Origin of the sequence: Algimonas ampicilliniresistens (assembly GCF_030159955.1) — a bacterium.
Lineage (GTDB): Bacteria > Pseudomonadota > Alphaproteobacteria > Caulobacterales > Maricaulaceae > Litorimonas > Litorimonas ampicilliniresistens.
Genome location: NZ_BSNK01000001.1, coordinates 294,578 through 316,131, shown reverse-complemented (window position 1 = coordinate 316,131; position 21,554 = coordinate 294,578). Strand labels below are relative to the sequence as shown.

Sequence of the window (21,554 nt, the reverse complement as noted above, 5' to 3'; positions counted from 1 at the left end):
AGATGGGTAAAGATCACGCCGAGTCCGTTCACAAGCGTTTCCTGGCTCGGACGAAAGCGGCTGATTTCCCAACTCCGATCAGTTCGCTCACGCTCAAGGATTCCGGGCTGACGGCGGATGAGCTTGTCGCCCTGTTCGATGCGCAGCTTTTATCGCGACATCTCGACAGGGTATCGCTGAAACTCCAAGCTCGTGGAGAAGGTTTTTATACAATCGCGTCCTCAGGGCATGAAGGCAATGCGGGCATTGCCTGGGCACTGCGGCCTGATGACATGGCTTTCCTGCACTACCGAGATGCCGCCTTTCAGATCGGTCGGTCATTTCAAGTTCCAGGGACTACGCCCCTGTGGGACATGCTGCTCAGCTTCTCGACCTCAAAAGAAGACCCAATCTCTGGTGGGCGGCATAAAGTTCTGGGCTCCAAGTCACTGGCGATTCCACCGCAGACCTCGACCATCGCGTCGCATCTACCCAAGGCCCTTGGCGCGGCATTTAGCATTCCACTCGCCAAACGCGTTCAGCCGGAACATCAGCAATTGCCGTCAGACGGTATCGTTGTCTGTACCTTCGGCGACGCGTCGCTCAATCATTCGACGTCACAAGGCGCTCTGAATACGGCGAGTTGGACCGCGTACCAAAACTCACCCCTGCCCCTCTTATTCGTCTGCGAAGATAATGGGATTGGGATTTCGACAAAAACACCAACAAACTGGGTCGAACAGTCCGTTCGATCCCGTCCGGCCTTAGAATATTTCCAGTGTAGTTCCCTTGATATATTCGACGCCTACAACACGGCTTCCCGCGCCGCTGAGTTCGTCAGACGTCACCGTAAACCCGCTTTCCTGCACTCAAAATGTGTGCGCCTCTATGGTCACGCTGGCCCCGATGCGCCGAGCACTTATTTGTCGAAACAGGAAATCGAAGCAACCGAAGCGCAAGATCCCTTGCTCTACACAGCCGGCCGACTCATCAGCGAAAACATCCTGACAGCCGATGAGATCTTAAAGCGGTATAAGGACATGAACGCCCGTGTTGAGCGCGTTGCTGAGCAAGCCATCAAGCGCCCAAGGCTGCAAACAGCTGAAGAGGTGATGGAGAGTTTAATCCCGCCGAGTCGGACCCATGAAGAGACACCCGGACCGACCGCTGAGGCGAGAACCGCCTGCCTAGGCGACAGCGATCTGCGGGCCACGAAACAGCCACAACATATGGCAAAGCTTATCAACCTTGCCCTGACCGACCTTATGCTCTCACATGAGGAAATTGTTCTGGCGGGCGAGGATATTGGGCGAAAGGGCGGCGTTTATGGCGTCACGCAGCGCCTCCAGAAACGCTTTGGCGCGCACCGTGTCATCGATACACTGCTCGATGAACAGGCCATTCTCGGCCTTGGAATCGGCATGGCGCATAATGGGTTCATACCCATTCCAGAGATCCAGTTTCTGGCTTACCTCCATAATGCGATCGACCAGTTGCGCGGCGAAGCGGCGACCCTGCCGTTCTTCTCAAAGGGTCAGTTCACCAACCCCATGGTCGTTCGGATTGCCGGCCTAGGCTATCAACGCGGATTTGGCGGACACTTCCATAACGAGAACAGCGTCACCGCCTTGCGGGATATTCCCGGTTTAATCGTGGCATGCCCATCCAACGGGCGAGACGCCGCCTTGATGCTGAGAGAAAGCGTCAGACTAGCTCGCGAGGAACAAAGGCTGGTCGTCTTCCTCGAACCGATCGCCCTCTACATGACCCGGGATCTGCATGAGAAAGGCGATAGCGGCTGGACGTTCGATTACCCTGAACCTGGCTCGCCAGAGACAATTTCAATCAATGATGTTGGCTGTCACGGCGATGGAAAGGACCTAGCCATCGTAACCTATGGCAATGGGGCCTATCTGTCTTTGCAGGCTCAGCGCATCCTTGAAGAGAAACACGGAATTAATTGCCGCGTGATTGATATGCGCTGGCTCTCCCCACTGCCAAAAGACGCGATTATTGACGCCGTCGGCGATGCCGATCACGTCCTGATTGTCGATGAGTGCCGCGAGCAAGGATCCCATAGTGAAGCGCTGATGACGCTGTTTGCTGAACGGAGCAAAAAACCAACAGCGCGCCTCGTCGCAACAGACTGCTTTATTGCAACAGGCCCCGCTTTCGGTGTCACCATGCCAGACCGTGATGCGATTGTTGAGAAGGCCCTTAGCGTCGTCCGTGAAACGGCTTTGGAGTCGCGCTCATGAGCCACGCCAAGAAAACTGCGCTTGTCATTTGTCCGGGACGCGGGGTCTATAATGCCCCTGAACTTGGCTATCTAAAGACTCATCACAGCGACAAGCCGGACCTCCTCTCTGCCTTTGATGCGCAGAGAACTGCCCTTAACCAACCGAGCATTCTCGAACTCGACAGTAGCGACCGGTTTTCCCGATCTAAGTTCACGCGCGGCGATAATGCGTCCGGCTTGATTTATGCCTGTTCGTTTGCAGATTTCCTGAGCATCGACCGGGATACATTCGACATTGTCGCGGTCACGGGAAATTCGATGGGCTGGTACACAGCGCTCGCATGCGGCGGAGCCTTATCGCCCGAAGACGGGTTTCGGACAGTCAATACAATGGGTACTATCATGCACGAGCAAGCGCTCGGCGGTCAGCTAGTCTACCCATTCGTAGATGAGACCTGGCAGGAAAAACTCGGAGCCAAACAAGCCCTTTTGAGCTTGGTCGAGAGCATCGACGACTTGCATGTATCGATCTGGTTCGGCGGGATGATCGTATTGGCGGGAACGGATGAAGCCCTCGCTGAGGCCGAAAGCAAACTTGAAAAAATTCAAGGTCGCTTTCCAATGCCGCTCCCTAACCACGGAGCGTTCCATTCTCCCTTAATGCAGGCGAACTCCGCTGCTGGTCGGAAAGCATTACCCGAAACGCTATTCCAACAGCCCACAATTCCAATGATCGATGGGCGTGGAAAGATCTGGATGCCCAAAGCTTGCGATACATCCGCACTTTGGGATTATACGCTCGGAAGCCAAGTCACAGAGACCTATGATTTCACACGGTCCGTCCAAACGGGACTGCGCGAATTTGCGCCCGATTGTTTGATCATATTGGGACCAGGCAACACATTGGGCGGAGCGACCGCTCAGGCCATGTTGATGGCTGACTGGCAGGGACAGTCGACAAAAACTCATTTCCTCGAACGTCAAGCGGATGACCCGTACATGTTAGCTATGGGGCATAGCGATCAGCGGCCGCTTGTTGCACCGACGCGATAAGTGAGACCGGTCTGGGGCGTATCCGTCCCATTCAGTCTGAGATTTAAATCTAGCGCGTGAGGTCGTGGTTTCTCTAAACTGTGCTAGAAGTTTTTGTCTGTCCAATATTGTGAGACGAAAACCGATGCTTCGAAAATTTCTAGTTCCAATTCTTGGCACCTTCGCACTCTGTAGTGCTTGTCAAACGCCTCAGACAGACGACACAGTGTCTCCTGACATCAATAGCTCTGTTCTTGACCAAGCTCTATCGGATCTCGTGGATAGCGAGTCCGCAGCCGGGGCATCTCTGCTGATCTATCAATCCGGGGAAGAAATTTATTTTAATGCGGTTGGCGCCTCGGATCGTGAGGCCGATCGTCCGTGGCAGCGCGATACATTGGTATCGCTATATTCCATGACCAAACCGGTCACGGCCGTAACGCTAATGACACTCTATGAAGAAGGTCTGTTCGACCTCGATGCGCCGCTTTCGTACTACCTTCCGGAATATTCAGATGTGAAGGTTTTCGCTGGACTGGACGCGGACGGTGCATCGATTTTGGAAGTGCCGCGCAACCCTATCAAGGTCATCGATATTTTCCGACACACAGCCTGCTTTGGCTATGGTTGGGAAAGCACGCCTGTGGCGACGATGATGGTTGAGGCCAATGTGCTCGATCCATCTAAACCGCTCTCACAATTCAGCGAAGAGCTCGCAGATGTCCCGCTCTACTGCCATCCAGGCGAACAGTGGAAATATGGCGTGTCCGCCGATGTACAGGCACGTTTAGCGGAAGTGGTCACAGCTCGCCCCTATGAAGAACTGATCCACGAACGCGTGCTGGACCCGCTCAATATGTCCGAGACCCGCTACTTCGTCCCAGCCAATGAAAAAGCCCGAGTCGCCGCCGGCTATGCTCGAAATGAAGCTAACGAGTTAACCCGCCAACCAGACCAAGCCGTCTATGGTCTCTGGCCTGCCAAACCCGTGCAAATTAATGGGGGTCATGGCCTGATCGGAACAGCCGACGACTATATGCGCTTTGCCCAGATGCTTCAAAATGAGGGTACTCTAGACGGCGTGCAGATACTCAAACCTGAAACGCTAGCCTTAATGTCGCGCGACCATCTTCCGGACGATTTAACCGCAAAAGACTTTCTGCCATTCAAGGGGCAGATAGGCTACGGCCTCGGTATGGCTGTCCGTGTGGATCCGCCAAAGGATGAGACCGAGCCGTTTGGTGTGACGGGGGAGTTTTTCTGGGACGGCGCGGCAAGCACACTCTTTTGGGTCGACCCTGAAAATGATCTGACGGTCGTGTTCCTCACGCAGGTCATGCCGTTTGACGGTGCTGCCCATGCGAAGATCAGGAAAGCCGTCTATCAGTCGCTCGGCATGTTGACGGACTGAACTATCAGAAGCGCATAGCTTTGATCGCGTCATAGCTTGTCTGGATCGACTTTCTGTACGGTTTAGCCGGTCCGTCATGCTCAGCGATGAAATACTCCATGCCCGACACATCGTTCAGAGCGAAATAGGATTCAAACGGCAGTGAACCTTCGCCAACATTGACCATAAGCTCACTGACGATTTTGCCATAATCACCACTCGCCATGAGCGCCGTCGGATCACCAGACATATCTTTAATATGGCAGAGCCGGAACCGCCCAGCGTTCGCTGTGAGCAAAGCTGGGATATCAATCCGCGCCAAGGCAGCCCAAAACATGTCGAGTTCAAATGCGACAAGGTCCGGCTCCGTCTCCGACAATAAAATGTTCATCCCGGTCTGACCGTCACTCAGATCCAGAAATTCGAATTGGTGATTGTGATAAGCCACGCTCACGCCTGTCGATTTCATGACTTCTGCTGAGCGGTTCAGCATCTCCGCATGCTGTTTATAATCATCCAAACTGCGCTGATCATCGCTCAGATAGGGCAAAATTGCGAACTTGCAGCCGAGAATAGAGGCAGTGTCCGCAAGTTTCGCAGGCTCTTTCGCTAGGCTGTCATAATCGACATGGGTCGCGGGCGCTGGCAAACCAACATCGTCCAAAATTTTGCGCAAATCTTCGGGAGATCGGTCTGCGAAGTTCCGACCATTCAATTCAACGAAATCATAGCCGACATCCTTGATCATCTGAAAGGTCCCGACAAAGTCCTCAGCCATCGCATCACGCAATGTGTAGGTCTGAAGTCCAACCTTTGATATCTGTCGCTTAGCAGGGATTGGAGTCGGCGCGGATTGACACGACGCCGCAAGTAACAGCGCACTTGTCGTTGATAGAAAATGTCGACGGTCCATATGGCCAGAAGATTTCATCACAATCCTGTCTCCAACAAATCTGAGGCCCGATTAGGTCCTGACGAAGCGGCGCTATATCGCGCCGCTCTCCATGAGGTCTGCGGCATGATTGGCGGCCCGTGCCGAGAAGGCCATGTAAGTCAGAGACGGGTTCTGACAGGCCGCGCTGGTCATGAAACTACCGTCCGAAACAAACAGGTTTGGGACATCATGGCTCTGGTTCCACTTGTTCAGTACTGACGTGGCAGGGTCCTGTCCCATCCGGCAGGTTCCCATTTCATGAATGCCATTGCCCGGTGCGCCCAGCGTATCCTTAGTAATGCTACCGGCGCTGGATATGACGTCGACTGCCCCCATGGCTTCCATCATCTCCTTGGCGTCTTCAGCCGCTTGGCTAACCGCGTTCACCTCATTGTCCGTATAGCGACAGTCCATGACCGGAATGGGTAGACCCCATTTGTCAGTCTTGCTCGAATGCAGCGTCACTTTGTTCTCAAATCTCGGCATAGTTTCACCAAATGCGCCCAACCACATGCGCCAAGGGCCTGGTGTGCGGATCCGGTCCTTCATATCCGCGCCGATACCTGCCTCATTCGCACGCCCGCCCCAAGTCATGCGGGTTGCTCCGCCCTGAAAGCCGAAACCACGTAGATAGCCTTCGCCAGTTTCAGTGTGATTGCGATAGCGCGGAATGTAGATTCCATTCGGGCGGCGCCCGAAGTGATGAGAATCCTGAAAGCCCGTGTGAGTCCCGCGGGCCCAAGCCCCGCCGACATGGCCGATCAAATTATGCCCGACATGACCCGAACTATTCGCCAGTCCGTTAGGCATAGACTCTGATTTGGAATTTAGCAGGATCATCGCGGTCGGAATTGTCGATGCGTTTAAGAAGACAGCCCGTGCCGTGATTTCCGTCGCTTCCATCGTTTTCGTATTCACGCCCCGAACGCCCGTGGCACGGTTGGTGTCCGCATCATAAATGACTTCGTGGATCGCCATATCCGCAATCAACGTCATGTTTCCGGTGCGTTCAGCCGCTGGAAGGGTCGCGTGTTTAGAGCTGAAATAGGCCCCAAAGCTACAGCCGCGGAAACAATGGTCCCGTGCTTGGCACTGTCCACGACCCAGAGAGAGTTGTTCTTCAGTCGGCTGGGTCAGATTGGCCGCCCGCCCAATGATCATCTTCCGTGTTGGCCACTTCGCCTCGATGACTTTTTTCCATTCCTTTTCGAGATGTGTCATCTCATGCGGCGGCTGGAAGGTCCCTCCACTTGGCAGAACTTCAATTCCATCATCGTTCCCGCTGATCCCGGCGAAGGTTTCCGCATAATCGTACCACTCTTTCAAATCGTCATACCGAACGGGCCAATCGACGCCGTACCCGTCTTTTGCGTTCGCTTGAAAATCGATTTCCGACATGCGGTAAGATTGCCGCGCCCACATAATAGAGCGCCCGCCGACATGATGGCCCCGACGCCACTTATAGCGCGTGCCCGGAGCTGTTTCATAAGGGTGCTCACCATCTTTGACCCAGAACTGTTTGGTATAGCTGTGAAACGCGTACACTTCGGACTGGATCGGGTAGTCCTCACGGTCCTGCGATGATTTCCAGTTGAGATGTTCCATCTCCCACGGGTTCAGAAAATCTGTGTAATCTTCTTCAGGAACGAGGTCGCGCCCACGCTCAACAACGGCAACTTTGAAGCCGCGTTCGCATAGCTCCTTCGCCACCCAGCCACCGGACATGCCAGAGCCAACAACAACAAAATCAAAATCCGCCATAATCAGGTCGCCCATGTTTTTGGATAATCAGACAGCGGAGCGTCACCGATCCATGCGCCCGGTACAGCCTCATAGGCGAGCTCTTGCGTCGCGCCGGGCTCGCTCATGTAGTAGGCTGTGGCGACCGTCGATTTGAGGTTTTTGTAGAGATCGTTCTCGACAGCGTTCGAATAAACACTGGCGTCATAGGCGGACAGAACAGCCGTCTGCTGCGCAACAGACAAATCAGCAAACGCTGTTCCCTCTGTCATCAGGGCATTATTCAACTCCGCAAGACCGTCACGCCAAAAGAGACGGAAACCGTCATCCGCCCATTCTGACGCGAGAGCTTGCAGTTTTTCCGGCACACCCGCCACGACCGCGCCCGGCGTGTCTGTGGTCGGTATAATCCTGTCAGCGATTGCAGCAATCAGCGCCATCTCATCGGCGCGGAAGAACTGCATAGGCTCAGCATAGGCCAGACCCGACACTAAGGCTGGAGTCTGCTCAATCTTGCCACAAGCCGATAAAGCTCCGGCCGCTGAAATCGCGAGTAAGGACGCTATCGCGCCCCGCCTATTCATCTGAAGCTGAGACATGTCTACACCTCCTCAGCGATCGGATTAGCCGTCGCGATGATCCGCTTGCGCAGAAAGTAGAGAACAGCGAAGGCAGCGATCAGCACGATCGGAAACAGGAGAAGTTTGGATAAGGCTCCTTGACCAGCGGCGACTTCGATCGCGTCACCGGTCAACCCCGTATCCTCAGCGGTCTTACGGGCTGCATCGATCCAACCGCCAATGACAGGGTTCCAGATCGTGAGCGCGAACATCCCAGCAGCGCCAACAAGGCTCATACCGAGCGCGCCGCTACGCGGCACATATTGCGCCGTCACACCGATCATCGTTGGCCAGAAATAACAGACACCGATCGCGAACACGATCGCCGCGACATAAACCATTCCCCCGGACATAGTCGCCATCATGAACAGACCCAGAGTTGTCACGACAGCGCTAGCGAGTAGAACGCCCAGCGGATTAAGTGCATGGATCAAAGGCCCAGCAAAGAAGCGTCCAACCGCCATGATCCCGGTCACCATGGCGAGGATCAACATAGGCTGCGCCCCGGAACTCCCAAGAATGCGTTCGACCCATTGTTGGGTGCCAAGCTCTGACGTCGCCGTCATCGACATGATGCCCATCAGCGCAACCAGCAAAACTGCGTCGCGGTGACGTCCCGTCAGAACGAAGGTCAGCAGGTAAACGAGCGCAAGCACCAGAATAAGCGGCAACATGATCCCGCCTGGGACGCTAGTTAGCAAAGTGTTGGGCGTTCCAATCAGAACTAGCAGACCAAACACCGCGCTGATCAGCAGGATCGACTTGCCATCGAGCCGTAGCGATTTGCTGTCTGGATCAACATCTGGGAAGACCGTCGTGAAAATTAGGAAACCATAAATCGCTGTCGGCACGAGCATGATCGCAATCTGCGGCTGCCAGCCAATCCCCATATTAGTCATGATATAAGAGACGACCGCACCAATCACGATCCCGCCCGGGAACCAGACATGGAAACGGTTCAGCCACTTGGTTTTGTCATCCTTGTAGAGGTCTGCCACCATCGGATTACATGCCGCTTCGACCGATCCGTTGGCAAAGCCGATAAAGAAGGTAGAGATCAACAGTCCAAGAAACCCGCCCGCATAAATTGTCAAAACAAGGCCGAGCACATGGCCCAAAAACGCTAGGATCATGATGAGTTTCGGACCCAGCACATTATAGAGAAATCCGAACACCACCATCGCCAATGGAAAGCCGAGAAAGGCCATGCCGTTGACCCAGCCCAGTTCTGTATCCGTCAGTGCAAACTGATCGGAAAGCTGCGTCAAAATCCCCGCCCGGATCGCAAAGGTCATGGCCGTCACAATCAGCGATAAGCAACTGAGCCAGAACAATCTGTTCCGGTTGATACCTGCAGGAACGCCTGCAGTGGCTGTGGTTGTCACCATGTCTTTCCCCTTTGCGCTGGTCCTCAGGTGAGGCCGAGCATTTTTCTGTTGGCTTCGACGCTGACGTTACCGCCGGCAAAATCATCAAAGGCTTTATCGGTCACGCGGATGATATGATCAGAGACGAATTTAGCCCCTTCACGGGCACCGTCTTCGGGATGTTTGAGCGCGCATTCCCATTCAACAACGGCCCAGCCGTCAAATCCATATCCGGCCAATTTCGAGAAAATACCGCCAAAATCGATCTGCCCGTCACCCAGCGACCGGAACCGTCCGGGTCGGTCGACCCAGCCTTGATAGCCACCGTAAATGCCGCTTTTCCCGTTGGGTCTGAACTCAGCATCCTTGACGTGGAACATGCGGATGCGTTCGTGATAATGGTCGATGAAGGACAGGTAATCGAGTTGTTGCAGGATGAAGTGACTGGGGTCGTATAGGATATTGCAGCGCGGGTGATTATCCACTTCTTTGAGGAAGCGTTCAAACGTCACCCCGTCATGCAGGTCTTCACCCGGATGGATTTCATAACAAATATCGACGCCGCACTCGTCATAGTAGTCAAGGATCGGACGCCAGCGTTTCGCCAGTTCTTTGAAACCTTCTTCGACAAGGCCAGCCGGGCGCTGCGGCCACGGATACATAAACGGCCAGACCAAGGCTCCAGGAAAAGAGACGGAACGGTCGAGGCCAAGGTTTTGCGACGCCTTGGCTGCATACATCACCTGTTCAACCGCCCACTCCTGCCGCGCATTGGGCTTTCCGTGCAGTTGCGCCGGAGCAAAGGCGTCAAACGCCGTATCATAAGCCGGGTGAACCGCGACCAGTTGTCCTTGAATGTGAGTTGAGAGTTCTGTGATCTCAACGCCCCATTCAGCACATTGCCCTTTGAATTCGTCGCAATAATCTTTGCTTTCGGCCGCAAGTTTCAAGTCAATGCAGACAGGATTATCAGACGGGATCTGTACGCCTTTATAGCCTGCCTCAGCCATCCAGCGGCAGGCATTTTCCATCGTATCAAACGGTTTTTCGCCCATGAATTGGGCCAAAAATATCGCCGGACCCTTCATTGTTTTCATATGCGGATCTCCGTCCAGACCGAGTTATTTTCACTGCTTTCGACAAGCGCTTCGACGAACGCCATGCCTCTCAAGGCGGCGTTCATACCCGCTTTCACACCGCCCTCAGTTCGTAAGGCGTCAGCAAATTCTAGATAGATATTTGCAAAGGCCTCAATATAGCCCTCAGGGTGTCCCGGCGGCGTTCGGAACTGGGATTTAGCTGGCTCCGATAGATAGCCCTGGCCCGCGCGAATGATTTCCGCTGGCCTGTCAGCATAGGTTCGGATCAGCGTATTCGGCTCTTCCTGATGCCATTCAAGACCGCCCGTTTCGCCGTAAACCCGAATGGACAGGCTATTCTCTCGCCCGACACAAACTTGAGACGCAGAGAGCGTCCCTTTGATGCCGTCTTCCATACGAAACAAAGTAGACCCGTCATCATCCAGACGTCGACCTTCGACAAAAACCGTCAAATCTGCGGCGACATGGGTCATCTTTCGATCGGTTACATATTCGACCAAATTATGGGCATGCGTTCCGATATCGCCCATGCAGCCAGACGCGCCAGATCGAGCTGGATCAGTGCGCCAATCCGCCTGTTTATTGTCGACCTCTCCGGCCAACCAACCTTGGATATATTCGGCGAAGACTTTGCGGACTTTGCCAATGCCGCCATTTGCGATAATCTCTCGCGCGACGGTCACGAGCGGATAGCCGAGATAGGTATGAGTCAGGCCGTAAGCGCGGCCTGATTTCAAAACAATATCCGCCAGTTCGCGAGCTTCTTGCAAATTGAGGGTCGCAGGCTTGTCTGACAGGACATGAAACCCAGCTTCAAGCGCCGCTTTTGCAACGGGGAAATGAACATGGTTAGGCGTAACGATGACGACAAAATTCATCCGTGTCTCAGCGGGTAGACCCGCTTCAGCATCCATCATGTCGGCGTAACTGTTATAACACCGAGCTGGGTCCAAACCGAGCTCTTGACCCGTTTTTCGACAATTATCCGGATCGCGGGAGAACGCCCCGCAGACGAGATCAATCTGACCGTCCAACCGCGCGGCCAAACGATGAATTTCGCCAATGAACGCGCCGGAGCCCCCGCCGACCATACCCATTCTCAGTGGGTTTTGAGTCACTCTGAGTCTCCCCGCTCAAATTGATCCACTTACAATGTTAACGTTATCACTAGGAGTCAGAGGGGTGTCAAGTTACGGCTTTGAATCCTGAGATTATCATCAAGATCACACGATCAGTCGAAACCGGACATTCAATTACATTGACTTTTCGTAATATAACTGATTGATGCAAACGAAGAAAATGAATGAGCTTCGGTACGACCCTTGGCGCTCAAGTTATATAATCTTGAACATTTTCTGACCGCACAATTGTGCAAAGGCGCGCATTTCTGAAATTTTTCCGGCTCGCGTCAGAGCTATTTTGCTCGTTTAAAAAGGTCACTCATGAAAGCTTTATCTACATTTGCTGCATTCGGCATCATCGCCTTTGCGCAACCCAGCCTCGCGCAATTAAGCGTGTATCAAGACTATGACGTCAGCGATGAAGTCTCAGTTGTCACCACAGTCAAAGTCGACTCCAACATGGGCGATTATTATCTTGAAGGCCTGAAAGGCGGCTGGATTGAATCGAATGAATTGGCCAAAAAACTTGGTCACATTGAAGATTATGCGATTTATGGAAGCGCTTTTCCAAATAGCGGTGAGTTCAACATGATCCTTGTGGTCAGCTTCAAATCAACAGCAGATATAGGCCCATCTAAAGCGAAGTATGACGAGTTCATGGAAGAATGGGGATCTGAGCGTGAAAAAGAAGGCCGCGCCATCGCCAAGACATATCCCGGCATCAGAACCATTACCGGTGAATATTTGATGCACCAAATTACGGTGAAGTAGATCAGATAAGGGCAAGCGCGGTTTCGCGCTTGCTCACTCATTAAGGCTGCGGAATTTGCATTTTACTTCACAGCCAACGTCACAATATTTTCGAGATGTTCCTGACGCCCGGAAACAGGCGTTGGCGAAACATTCTGGTCCGCGCATTGTGCCGCCATATCGTCGAGACTCGCCTCGCCGTTTAACATTTTCCGACCTATTCCCGATGACCATCCGGCATACCGTTGGTCCTTGAACGCTTGAAGTTGATCTGACTCGATCATCGCCACTGCATTCGTCAAAGCACGCGCGAGCAGGTCCATGCCGCCGATGTGACCATAGAACAGATCTTCCAAATCGGAGCTTTGGCGACGCACTTTGGCATCGAAATTGGAGCCGCCATTCTTGAAACCGCCCCCTTTCAAGATGTAGTAAAGTGCCAGCGTGTTCTCACGCAGATCAAAGGGGAATTGGTCTGTATCCCAGCCATTTTGTGGATCGCCGCGATTGAAGTCGATTGATCCAAAAACCCCGAGAGCATTGGCCATTTCGACTTCATGTTCGAAACTATGACCTGCCAGCGTGGCATGGTTTGGTTCGATATTCACGCCGACTTCATTTTCTAATCCGTAGGTTTTCAGAAAACCGTAGACGGTCGCCACATCGCGATCATATTGATGCTTTGTTGGTTCATGCGGCTTGGGCTCTATCCATATATCACCCTTAAACCCGATCTTGTGTTTGTGCTCGACCACCATCGACACGAAGCGGCCAAGCTGTTCCATTTCTTGTCCAACATTCGTATTCAGCAGCGTGTCATACCCTTCGCGGCCACCCCACAGCACATAGCCCGCGCCGCCTAGTCGATGCGTTGCCTCCATTGCATGCTTCACTTGCAGCGCCGAGAACGCGACGACGTCCGGGTTCGGGTTCGTCGAGGCCCCAGCCATATAGCGCGGGTGCGAGAACATGTTCGCTGTTCCCCACAGCAATTTGGTACGGGATGTTGCCATCTTCGCTTCAATCACATCGACAATCGCAGCAAAATTTTCGACATGCTCCTTGGGCGTTTCCGCCGCAGCCATGACGTCTGTATCGTGGAAACAGAAGAAAGGTTGCCCAAGCCGATCAAAAAACTCGAACGCCGCATTCAATTTGCCCTCTGCGGCGGCTTGATCATTGACGGGTCCATGCCAGGGTCGGTTGAACGTACCACCGCCAAACACATCAAACCCATCCCAACAGAAAGTGTGCCAGTAACAGGCGGCGACGCGCAAATGATCTTCCATCCGTTTGCCAAGCAAAATTTGATCAGGATTATAATATTTAAATGCCAGCGGGTTTTCGCTGTCCGGGCCTTCATATTTAATAGGATCGATATGGTCGAAATAACCGCTCATGAGAGAAGTCCCTTCGTGGCTTGATAGAGTTGGGTGAAAATTGGACGGCGCTCAGCATAAAGCGAAACGAGCAAAGGATCGGGTTCAACGACATGGTCAATTGCGGGCGGCGTACAAATGTCAGAGATCGCGTCTTCATCCAGACAGAGACGCGCGAGACGGGCTGCACCAAACGCAGGACCGACAGCAGAGCTTTCGCGGTAGGTCAGCGGTAAGTTCATCGCCGAGGCGATTACACGCCCCCACCAAATTGAACGAGACCCGCCGCCAATAACTGAAAGGCCATCAATTGATGTTCCGGCTGCGCGCAAACCATCAACCCCGTCAGCCAGAGCGAATGCGACACCTTCTAGCGCTGCTTGTGCCATCGTCAGCGGCGTGTCTTCATGGGTCAGCCCGAAGAACGCACCTTTGGCATTCGGGTCATTATGAGGCGTCCGTTCGCCAGATAGATAAGGTAAGTAAACCGCGCCGCGACCTGGCCGTTTGGCATCCGCTGTTTGATCATAAAGGTCAGCTTCCGACGCGAACCCTGCGATTCGGGCGACAAAATCCACTGCGCTAGCTGCCGACAGGATGACGCTCATCCGGTGCCATGTGTCGGGTACGGCATGGCAGAACGTATGCACGGCTCCGGCCACATTTGGGCGAAATGCATCATCAGCCATGAAGACAACACCCGATGTTCCGAGACTGACAAACCCTTCTCCGGGTTCGATGATGCCGGACCCAACGGCGCCCGCGGCATTATCGCCGCCACCAGCGGCAATCGGCACACGGGCCATACTCCATTGATCGGCAATAGATTGCTTCAGCACGCCGGTCGCCTGCGTGCCCTCATAAAGGTCCGGCATATGCGAGCGGTCGAGACCTGTCAGACCCAGCATCGTATCTGACCAATCCCGCGCGCCCACATCCATCCAGAGCGTCCCAGCACTATCGGACATGTCGGACGCGGCATCGCCGCTCATCAACCACCTGACATAATCCTTCGGAAGCAAGACACGGGCGACCTTCTTAAAGTTTTCGGGCTCATTCTCTCTCAGCCAATAGAGTTTGGGCGCTGTAAATCCCGGCATGGCCAGATTGCCTGTGATTTCATGTAACTCAGGGCAGGCCTCTGTCATGGCTTGGCAAGACGCCGCAGACCGACCGTCATTCCACAGGATTGCCGGACGGATCACATCGCCATGCACATCTAACAAGGTCGCCCCATGCATCTGACCAGACAGGCCGATAGCTCGAACGGCACGCCGGGCGCGCGTGTCTAGTTTCAGCACAGCTTCGTTCGTCGCACGCCACCAATCTTTCGGGTCTTGTTCAGACCAAAGCGGTTGAGGACGAGAGACCGACAATGGCGCTGTGGCCTGATCGACAATCATCTGCGCATCATCGACCAAAACAGCCTTGACGCCAGACGTCCCGATATCGAGTCCAAGATACATACTTGACCTTAGCGAACCGTCAGTGTCGTGGTTTTGACGGCGTCCGAGCTGTTCCCGACCATGATCTCGAACTCGCCCGGCTCAACAACCCGTTTCATATTGCGGTCAAAGAAACGAAGATGTTCTGGCCGGATCGGCAGCGTCACGGTTTTCGTCTCACCCGGCGCAAGCGACACACGTTCGAACCCTTTCAGCTCTTTCACAGGCCGCGTAACGGAACTGACGCTGTCGCGAATATAGAGCTGAATGACTTCGTCAGCCGCATAGTCACCCGTATTCGTTACATTGACGGAGACGGTTGTCTGACCATCTACCCCAATCGTTGCATCTGCCAAGCTTGGCTCGGACAACTCAAACGTTGTGTAAGACATGCCAAAGCCAAATGGATAAAGTGGACCCGCATCGCCGAACGCGTAACCGCGACGCGCTGTCGGCTTATGGTTATAAACGGCCGGGATCTGACCCACTGTGCGAGGCACGGTAACTGGCATTTTACCCGACGGAACTTGATCTCCAAACAAGAGGTCAGCGACCGCTGTACCTGTTTCCTGGCCCAGCAACCAACCGTAAAGAATGGCGTCCATATCACCTTCGACGGGCTCAAGGCTCAGCGGACGACCGGAGATGATGACGCTCACGACAGGTTTTCCAGTTGCAGCGATGGCTTTCACTAGTTCGGTCTGCTCACCGATCAGAGTGATGTCGTTACGATCTCCCATATGCGTTTCAGACCAAGCTTCACGGGACGTGCTTTCGTCACCGCCAATCGCCAAGATGACCAAATCCGCAGCTTTGGCGGCCGAGACAGCCCGTCCAATACCGCGAAGATTCGCCTCACGATCCGCTAAGGTAACGTCATCATCCCACCAAGAGCGGTTATTGGTAAGGTCGACGCCTCGTTCATGGATGATTTCAACATCGTCGCCGAGTCGAGCCCGAAGACCATCCAGAATACTGATCGTTTGTTTCGGCTCGTCCGAATAACCGCCCAAGACAGTCACATCTGTATTCGGTCCGATCACGGCGATAGTGCCGTAAGTCGCAGCCGAGAGCGGTAGAATGTTGTTTTCGTTTTTAAGCAAAACGGCACCCTTATGCGCCGCTTCCAAAGCGACAGCACGAGCAGCATCATTCCCGGTGATGGCTTCGGCAGCCTCTGCGTCGGCAAAAGGCGTCGCAAACACATTGCCGCGCTCCTTCATCATCAAGACGCGGCGAACAGCTTCATCGACATAGGCGACATCCAATTCACCCGCCTCAATTCGGTCCTGGAGGGCATAAAACGCCACGCCGTCCGGTAGCTCAAGATCGACACCAGATTTCAGCGAAATCTCCCCTGCGGCGGGTAGAGAGTCGACAATCTTGTGACGCACATTCAGTTCATTAATGGCAAAATAATCGGCCACAACAGCGCCGCTAAAGCCCCATTCATTGCGAAGAATTTCGTTCAATAACCAGCCATTGGCATGAGACGGAACACCGTCAATTTCATTGTAAGACGCCATAATAGACGCCGCATTGCCTTCTAGGATTGCCGCTTCAAAGGGCGGGAAGAAAATCTCGCGCAGCACGCGTTCAGAAATTTGTGCCGGACCAATATTCATCCCCGCTTCGGGCTGACCATGTCCGGTCATATGTTTGAGCGTCGACAGCACTTTGTCATCAGCGATTGGGAAATCGTCATCATTGCCATCTGTGCCCTGAAAGCCCCGCACAGCCGCAACACCCATGCGCGAGACGAGGTAGGGATCTTCACCAAAGGTTTCCTCGATCCGGCCCCAGCGCGGATCAAGCGCGACATCAACCACGGGAGAGAGGACGTGATGGACACCTCGGAACCGGATTTCGCGTGCCACGATACTATAAATCCGCTCTGACAAATCCGTATCGAATGAGGCGGCCAAAGCAATCGCTTGTGGAAAACTGGTCGCATCCTTCGCTTGAAATCCGTGCAGACCTTCTTCGTGGAAGAGTGTCGGAATACCCAGTCGGGTTTCTTCCATCATCCACGTTTGAATATCATTGACCAGAGCAACTGTTTGAGCCGGGCTTCGGGCAGACATACGCCGCACAACCGTTGCGTCGTTGACGTCTTTACGGTCACTTGGCCCCTCCATCCCGATCGTATCCTGCGGACGAGCAAAACAGCCGACTCCGTGAGGGAATTTTTCCGCCATCTTCTCAGCATTGAAGCTGCCGTCCGCATTATAGATGTCCGCTTTGCCGAACCAGACACAAGAAATCTGTGCAAGTTTCTCCTCAAGGGTCATTTTCGCGATCAGCGCTTCAACTCGATCTGTTTTAGGAGACGTCAGCAAAGGCGCGTTCAACGCATCCAAATTATATCGAACGCTCTCAGCAACATTCGCATGTTCACTGGCCTGCGCCTGACAACCATAAAGCGCCAATGCACCCAAACCGACTGTTGCCAGCTGGCAAATCTTTCTGCGGATCATGTTGTTTCCCCTTTTCTGAAAGACGTTAAACTAGAAATGACAACATTGTCAAACAGGAGCAATTTGTCTATTTCATCGTTAAAGGTGAAAGCATGACAACCATTATCGACGTTGCTCAAAAGGCCGGAGTATCCTTCAAAACAGTCTCTCGCGTCCTCAATGGTGAACCGGGTGTACGTGAACGTACACGCAAGAAGGTGCTCGATGCGGCGCAATTACTCGACTATAAAGTCAACCATTCGGCTCGCTCACTCCGGTCCCGGTCGCCAACGCTTGTGGGGCTTTTGTTCGACAATCCATCACGCTCCTACACACATGATTTGCAACTCGGCGCACTCACCGGATGCCAAGGCGCTGGATTTAGCCTCGTTGTCCAAAGCGGTGTGAGCAATGATGCGATTGACGCCATCGCGAAACGAAATGGTTTGGTTGGCATCATCATCGGCGCGCCACAGGCTGACAGCCTGCCGCTAGTACAACGGTTGGAAGCACACGGGATCCCGCTTGTCAGGATCGCAACGCAACTACCCATTGGCGAAACTCACCATATTTCTGTCGATGAGCGAGCTGCCGCGCGAGACGCCACAGAGCATTTGCTAGACCTAGGCCATACCAATATCGGCATTATCAATGGACCTTCCAATCAGCATATGGCGACCTTGCGATTCCAAGGTTTTCAAGATGCATTTTCAGACCGCGGCCTCATGTATGATGATCGATTTACAGAAACTGGCGGGTTCGATTTTGCATCGGGCATGCAGATTGCCGAACGATATTTGACCGCTGACAAACGGCCAACGGCCATATTTGCTGCCAATGATGATATGGCCTCCGGCTGCCTGGCGGCCGCATACAAGCTAGACATCCGTGTTCCTGACGATCTGTCTGTCGTCGGCTTTGATGACTCCCCCATTGCAACTGTTGTCTATCCGTCGCTGACGACCATACGCCAGTCCACAACAGAGATGACAGAAATGGGTGTGAAGCTGTTGGATCAAATTCGCCGCGGTCAGGTGCCACATACGCGCGAGCATATTAGCCCGCACATCTTGGTTCAACGAGACTCAACTGCGCCCCCACCGAAGTCGTAAGCGGCCTACTATGCGGGGGGCTGGACAGAATCGCGGATGACAAGTTCGAAATCGAGTAGTGCTCGACATACATCTTCCGCTTCAGTGTCGCGCCGAATGGACGCCGTCAGCAAATCCACAGCGCGACGCGCCATCTCAGCGATAGGCTGTTTAACCGTTGTTAGTTCAGGCCAGATGTTTGTCGCGATTTCCGTATCATCAAATCCCGCGACCGATACATCATCAGGCACTTTCAGGCCGAGCATTTGCGCTGACGCGACAATACCTGCGGCCATATCATCATTACTGGAGAAGATGGCCGTCGGAGGCTCTGGAAGCGATAAAAGTTTGCGCCCTGCATCAAGGCCGGAACGGTAAGTAAAGTCGCCCTGATAGATAAGCTGGTCAGGTAAATCGAGATTGTTGTCAGCCATGCCTTTGGCAAATCCCTCAAATCGATGGTGGGCAGAGGGATGGTCACCATTTCCTTTTACGAACGCAATGCGGCGATGTCCCTGAGAGACAAGATGCTGCAGCATAGCCTGTCCTGCCGCCACATCGTCCATAGCCACGCGCAACTTGTCCGTATGAATATTCTCAGGCGCGATCCGAACAACCGGTATGCCGGAAGCCTCTATCGCGTCGACGAAGAGGTGGTGGTTGGAGAGAGGCGGCGTGATGATAACGCCGTCAAGACCCGCCCTTTTCAAGGATCGAGCGGTTTCTTCAGGATGGCTATAGGGTGTTTGATGCCCGAGATCTTCCAGAACCAAATGGTGACCATTACGACGACACGCATCAAGGCTGCCTAGCAAAATCTTAGTAAGGTAACCGGGCGAAGGGTTGTGATAGATAAGACCCAGAAACAGCGACTTACCACCAGCCAATCGTCTGGCGCTGATGTTGGGCCGGTAATTGAGTTCGTCAATCGCCGCTTCGACCTTTTGCCGCGTCGTCGCTTTGACCAACCCCGTATTATTCATCACGCGTGAGACCGTCATGAGCGAAACGCCAGCGCGCTCAGCCACTTGTTTTATAGTCACGCTCTGACGGGTATCATGCATGATTACGCGAACCTTATCTTTAAATCAGCTCCACCGTAGATGGCCTTCGGTGTCATGACACGTCCCATTTCATATAAAATCGATCTCTTCTCTGGTATTTGACAGAACAGGGAATGTCTATGAAAGTGAGCGTTAACATGAAAAGTAAGACTTGTCGGGAAAGTTGATCAAATTCTAATCAATCTGCACATACGATAGACTTTCCATCAATGTTTTTGCTTCGACGCGAATGGGGCTACCTGGCCATTTAGTCGCGATAGGAATGGACCGCTGAACTCTATATCAACCATACATCATGACTGATCAGCCCAAGCCAATATCATCAATTTGTATTGTGGGCGGAGGTACGGCTGGATGGATGACCGCAGCAGCGCTTGCCTACAAATTTCACCGAACCAAAACCTCGATCACTCTTGTCGAGTCGGAACAGATCGGCACGGTTGGCGTGGGAGAAGCGACACTTCCGCATATTCGTTTTTTCAACCAGGCTCTTGGCATAGATGAAGTTACATTCATGCGCGCGACGAATGCCACGTTTAAGTTGGGGATCGAATTTTGCGACTGGGGGCAGATCGGCGATCGTTACGTCCACCCATTCGGAGACTTCGGCGAACCGCTTCAAGGGGTCGACTTTCATCACCTATGGAACCAACTCAGACAGTTAGGTCTAAAGACACCCTTGGACGAGTATTCTTATCCCATTGTCGCCGCGAAAAGTGCGCGGTTCCACCATCCGGATCCCGACCTGTCTAAGATCGAGTCCACGTTCGGCTACGCCTATCAATTCGATTCCAGCCTCTATGCGAAGTTCCTCCGAACCTTTGCGGAGAAGCATGGGGTCACGCGTATCGAAGGGAAAATTGTCGAGGTCGATCAGAATGCCGAAACAGGCCACGTCGAAACGCTACGCCTTGAGTCGGGACAGACCATCGGCGGCGAACTCTTTATCGATTGCTCGGGCTTCCGGGGATTGCTGATCGAGCAATCGCTGAAAACGGGATATCAGGATTGGAGCGAATGGTTGCCCTGCAACCGCGCTGTCGCGGTCCAAAGTGAAAATGTCGGCACGCTGCTTCCCTACACGCGGTCTACGGCGCGCACGGCAGGGTGGCAGTGGCGTATTCCACTGCAGCACCGAACGGGAAATGGGCATGTCTATTGCAGCCACTTCATCTCTGACGATGAAGCCAGATCGCAACTGCTAGACGGGATCGAAGGCGCGCTCACGACGGATCCAAAACAGCTCTACTTCATGACCGGGCGACGCAACCAATTCTGGAAAAAAAATGTTGTCGCAATAGGCCTGTCAGCCGGCTTTCTCGAACCGCTGGAATCGACATCGATCCACTTCATCCAAGAAGGCATCACTGCCCTGCTTGAACTCTTTCCGGACACCGCATTCGCTACATCGGATCAAGAGGAATATAATGAACGGATGGGCCTGAATTTTGAGCGCGTGCGCGATTTCCTGTTACTGCACTATGTCGCCACAGAGCGAGACGATAGCGAGATGTGGCGGCACTTTCGTAATCTGACACTTCCAGAAAGCCTTCAGTCAAAAATTGAGGCATGGATGCACCGAGGTCTCGTTCCATCTTATGAGTTCAGTGTTTTTCTGCCCCCCAGCTGGATCGCCGTGTTCATGGGCCAGCGCAAACTGCCCTTAGCGGGAGACCCCCGAATGGGCCGTATCCCGCTCGACGACATTCGCCAATATGCGGAGAATTTGCACAGCTCGATCCGGAACAGTGTGGACCGGGCGCCAGACCACCTAACCTTCATTCAAGGCACGGGATCGTCATCAAAAACCGTTCCTGAGTCCCTCTAACTGTGACGTCAGCCTCCAA

At 53.5% G+C, this 21,554-nt stretch carries 16 protein-coding genes; 6 read left to right on the top strand and 10 right to left on the bottom strand.

Features of this window, described 5'->3' with window-relative positions:
- Positions 1-2 precede the first annotated feature (2 nt).
- The 3 genes from QQL54_RS01515 to QQL54_RS01505 all read left to right on the top strand — a co-directional run bounded on the left by QQL54_RS01515 (position 3) and on the right by QQL54_RS01505 (position 4,661).
- A complete protein-coding gene (locus tag QQL54_RS01515) occupies positions 3-2,237 on the top strand; it encodes a dehydrogenase E1 component subunit alpha/beta (RefSeq protein WP_284386789.1) in 2,235 nt (744 codons plus the stop codon).
- Positions 2,234-3,271, top strand: coding sequence for an ACP S-malonyltransferase (locus QQL54_RS01510; RefSeq protein WP_284386787.1), 1,038 nt, complete (start codon positions 2,234-2,236; stop codon positions 3,269-3,271). The genes QQL54_RS01515 and QQL54_RS01510 overlap by 4 nt, the downstream gene beginning before the upstream one ends.
- A gap of 205 nt (positions 3,272-3,476) precedes the next feature.
- The gene (locus QQL54_RS01505; protein ID WP_284386785.1) at positions 3,477-4,661 is read left to right on the top strand and encodes a serine hydrolase domain-containing protein; all 1,185 of its coding nucleotides are present in this window, start codon (positions 3,477-3,479) and stop codon (positions 4,659-4,661) included.
- Between the two features lie 4 nt (positions 4,662-4,665).
- Here QQL54_RS01505 and QQL54_RS01500 read toward each other — a convergent pair whose 3' ends face one another.
- The 6 genes from QQL54_RS01500 to QQL54_RS01475 all read right to left on the bottom strand — a co-directional run bounded on the left by QQL54_RS01500 (position 4,666) and on the right by QQL54_RS01475 (position 11,519).
- Complete coding sequence (locus QQL54_RS01500; protein WP_284386783.1) at positions 4,666-5,418, bottom strand: sugar phosphate isomerase/epimerase family protein; 753 nt, start codon at positions 5,416-5,418, stop codon at positions 4,666-4,668.
- A gap of 207 nt (positions 5,419-5,625) precedes the next feature.
- Positions 5,626-7,350: a GMC oxidoreductase gene (locus tag QQL54_RS01495; protein WP_284386781.1), complete on the bottom strand. Its 1,725-nt coding sequence runs from the start codon at positions 7,348-7,350 to the stop codon at positions 5,626-5,628.
- The gene (locus QQL54_RS01490; RefSeq protein ID WP_284386779.1) at positions 7,338-7,913 is read right to left on the bottom strand and encodes a gluconate 2-dehydrogenase subunit 3 family protein; all 576 of its coding nucleotides are present in this window, start codon (positions 7,911-7,913) and stop codon (positions 7,338-7,340) included. Before QQL54_RS01490 ends, QQL54_RS01495 begins: the two co-directional genes overlap by 13 nt.
- A gap of 2 nt (positions 7,914-7,915) precedes the next feature.
- Positions 7,916-9,322: an MFS transporter gene (locus QQL54_RS01485; RefSeq protein WP_284386776.1), complete on the bottom strand. Its 1,407-nt coding sequence runs from the start codon at positions 9,320-9,322 to the stop codon at positions 7,916-7,918.
- Between the two features lie 23 nt (positions 9,323-9,345).
- Positions 9,346-10,398: a sugar phosphate isomerase/epimerase family protein gene (locus QQL54_RS01480; RefSeq protein WP_284386774.1), complete on the bottom strand. Its 1,053-nt coding sequence runs from the start codon at positions 10,396-10,398 to the stop codon at positions 9,346-9,348.
- Positions 10,395-11,519: a Gfo/Idh/MocA family protein gene (locus QQL54_RS01475; RefSeq protein ID WP_284386773.1), complete on the bottom strand. Its 1,125-nt coding sequence runs from the start codon at positions 11,517-11,519 to the stop codon at positions 10,395-10,397. The genes QQL54_RS01480 and QQL54_RS01475 overlap by 4 nt, the downstream gene beginning before the upstream one ends.
- A 324-nt stretch (positions 11,520-11,843) precedes the next feature.
- Between QQL54_RS01475 and QQL54_RS01470 the strand changes: the two genes are divergently transcribed.
- Positions 11,844-12,293: a hypothetical protein gene (locus QQL54_RS01470; RefSeq protein WP_284386771.1), complete on the top strand. Its 450-nt coding sequence runs from the start codon at positions 11,844-11,846 to the stop codon at positions 12,291-12,293.
- A gap of 62 nt (positions 12,294-12,355) precedes the next feature.
- Here QQL54_RS01470 and xylA read toward each other — a convergent pair whose 3' ends face one another.
- From xylA to QQL54_RS01455, 3 genes are read right to left on the bottom strand one after another with little or no spacing between them, the layout of a single operon-like run.
- On the bottom strand, positions 12,356-13,672 hold the full coding sequence (gene xylA / locus QQL54_RS01465) for a xylose isomerase (protein WP_284386769.1): 1,317 nt from the start codon (positions 13,670-13,672) through the stop codon (positions 12,356-12,358).
- Positions 13,669-15,117, bottom strand: coding sequence for a xylulokinase (gene xylB, locus QQL54_RS01460; protein WP_284386767.1), 1,449 nt, complete (start codon positions 15,115-15,117; stop codon positions 13,669-13,671). Before xylB ends, xylA begins: the two co-directional genes overlap by 4 nt.
- Before the next feature lie 8 nt (positions 15,118-15,125).
- Complete coding sequence (locus tag QQL54_RS01455; RefSeq protein ID WP_284386765.1) at positions 15,126-17,573, bottom strand: glycoside hydrolase family 3 N-terminal domain-containing protein; 2,448 nt, start codon at positions 17,571-17,573, stop codon at positions 15,126-15,128.
- Between the two features lie 92 nt (positions 17,574-17,665).
- Here QQL54_RS01455 and QQL54_RS01450 point away from each other — a divergent pair, with 92 nt between their 5' ends.
- Complete coding sequence (locus tag QQL54_RS01450) at positions 17,666-18,664, top strand: LacI family DNA-binding transcriptional regulator (RefSeq protein ID WP_284386764.1); 999 nt, start codon at positions 17,666-17,668, stop codon at positions 18,662-18,664.
- An 8-nt stretch (positions 18,665-18,672) separates the two neighbouring features.
- Here the strand turns inward: QQL54_RS01450 and QQL54_RS01445 are convergent, their stop codons facing one another.
- Complete coding sequence (locus QQL54_RS01445; protein ID WP_284386762.1) at positions 18,673-19,707, bottom strand: LacI family DNA-binding transcriptional regulator; 1,035 nt, start codon at positions 19,705-19,707, stop codon at positions 18,673-18,675.
- A 295-nt stretch (positions 19,708-20,002) separates the two neighbouring features.
- Between QQL54_RS01445 and QQL54_RS01440 the strand changes: the two genes are divergently transcribed.
- Positions 20,003-21,535, top strand: coding sequence for a tryptophan halogenase family protein (locus tag QQL54_RS01440; RefSeq protein WP_284386760.1), 1,533 nt, complete (start codon positions 20,003-20,005; stop codon positions 21,533-21,535).
- Positions 21,536-21,554 lie beyond the last annotated feature (19 nt).

What these genes read in the sequence shown, in the direction of transcription:
- QQL54_RS01495 (WP_284386781.1), bottom strand. Translation starts at nt 7,350, where the DNA reads ATGGGCGACCTGATTATGGCGGATTTTGATTTTGTTGTTGTTGGCTCT.
- QQL54_RS01445 (WP_284386762.1), bottom strand. Translation starts at nt 19,707, where the DNA reads ATGCATGATACCCGTCAGAGCGTGACTATAAAACAAGTGGCTGAGCGC.
- xylB (WP_284386767.1), bottom strand. Translation starts at nt 15,117, where the DNA reads ATGTATCTTGGACTCGATATCGGGACGTCTGGCGTCAAGGCTGTTTTG.
- QQL54_RS01490 (WP_284386779.1), bottom strand. Translation starts at nt 7,913, where the DNA reads ATGTCTCAGCTTCAGATGAATAGGCGGGGCGCGATAGCGTCCTTACTC.
- QQL54_RS01470 (WP_284386771.1), top strand. Translation starts at nt 11,844, where the DNA reads ATGAAAGCTTTATCTACATTTGCTGCATTCGGCATCATCGCCTTTGCG.
- xylA (WP_284386769.1), bottom strand. Translation starts at nt 13,672, where the DNA reads ATGAGCGGTTATTTCGACCATATCGATCCTATTAAATATGAAGGCCCG.
- QQL54_RS01480 (WP_284386774.1), bottom strand. Translation starts at nt 10,398, where the DNA reads ATGAAAACAATGAAGGGTCCGGCGATATTTTTGGCCCAATTCATGGGC.
- QQL54_RS01485 (WP_284386776.1), bottom strand. Translation starts at nt 9,322, where the DNA reads ATGGTGACAACCACAGCCACTGCAGGCGTTCCTGCAGGTATCAACCGG.
- QQL54_RS01500 (WP_284386783.1), bottom strand. Translation starts at nt 5,418, where the DNA reads ATGGCTGAGGACTTTGTCGGGACCTTTCAGATGATCAAGGATGTCGGC.
- QQL54_RS01450 (WP_284386764.1), top strand. Translation starts at nt 17,666, where the DNA reads ATGACAACCATTATCGACGTTGCTCAAAAGGCCGGAGTATCCTTCAAA.
- QQL54_RS01515 (WP_284386789.1), top strand. Translation starts at nt 3, where the DNA reads ATGGGTAAAGATCACGCCGAGTCCGTTCACAAGCGTTTCCTGGCTCGG.
- QQL54_RS01440 (WP_284386760.1), top strand. Translation starts at nt 20,003, where the DNA reads ATGACTGATCAGCCCAAGCCAATATCATCAATTTGTATTGTGGGCGGA.
- QQL54_RS01510 (WP_284386787.1), top strand. Translation starts at nt 2,234, where the DNA reads ATGAGCCACGCCAAGAAAACTGCGCTTGTCATTTGTCCGGGACGCGGG.
- QQL54_RS01455 (WP_284386765.1), bottom strand. Translation starts at nt 17,573, where the DNA reads ATGATCCGCAGAAAGATTTGCCAGCTGGCAACAGTCGGTTTGGGTGCA.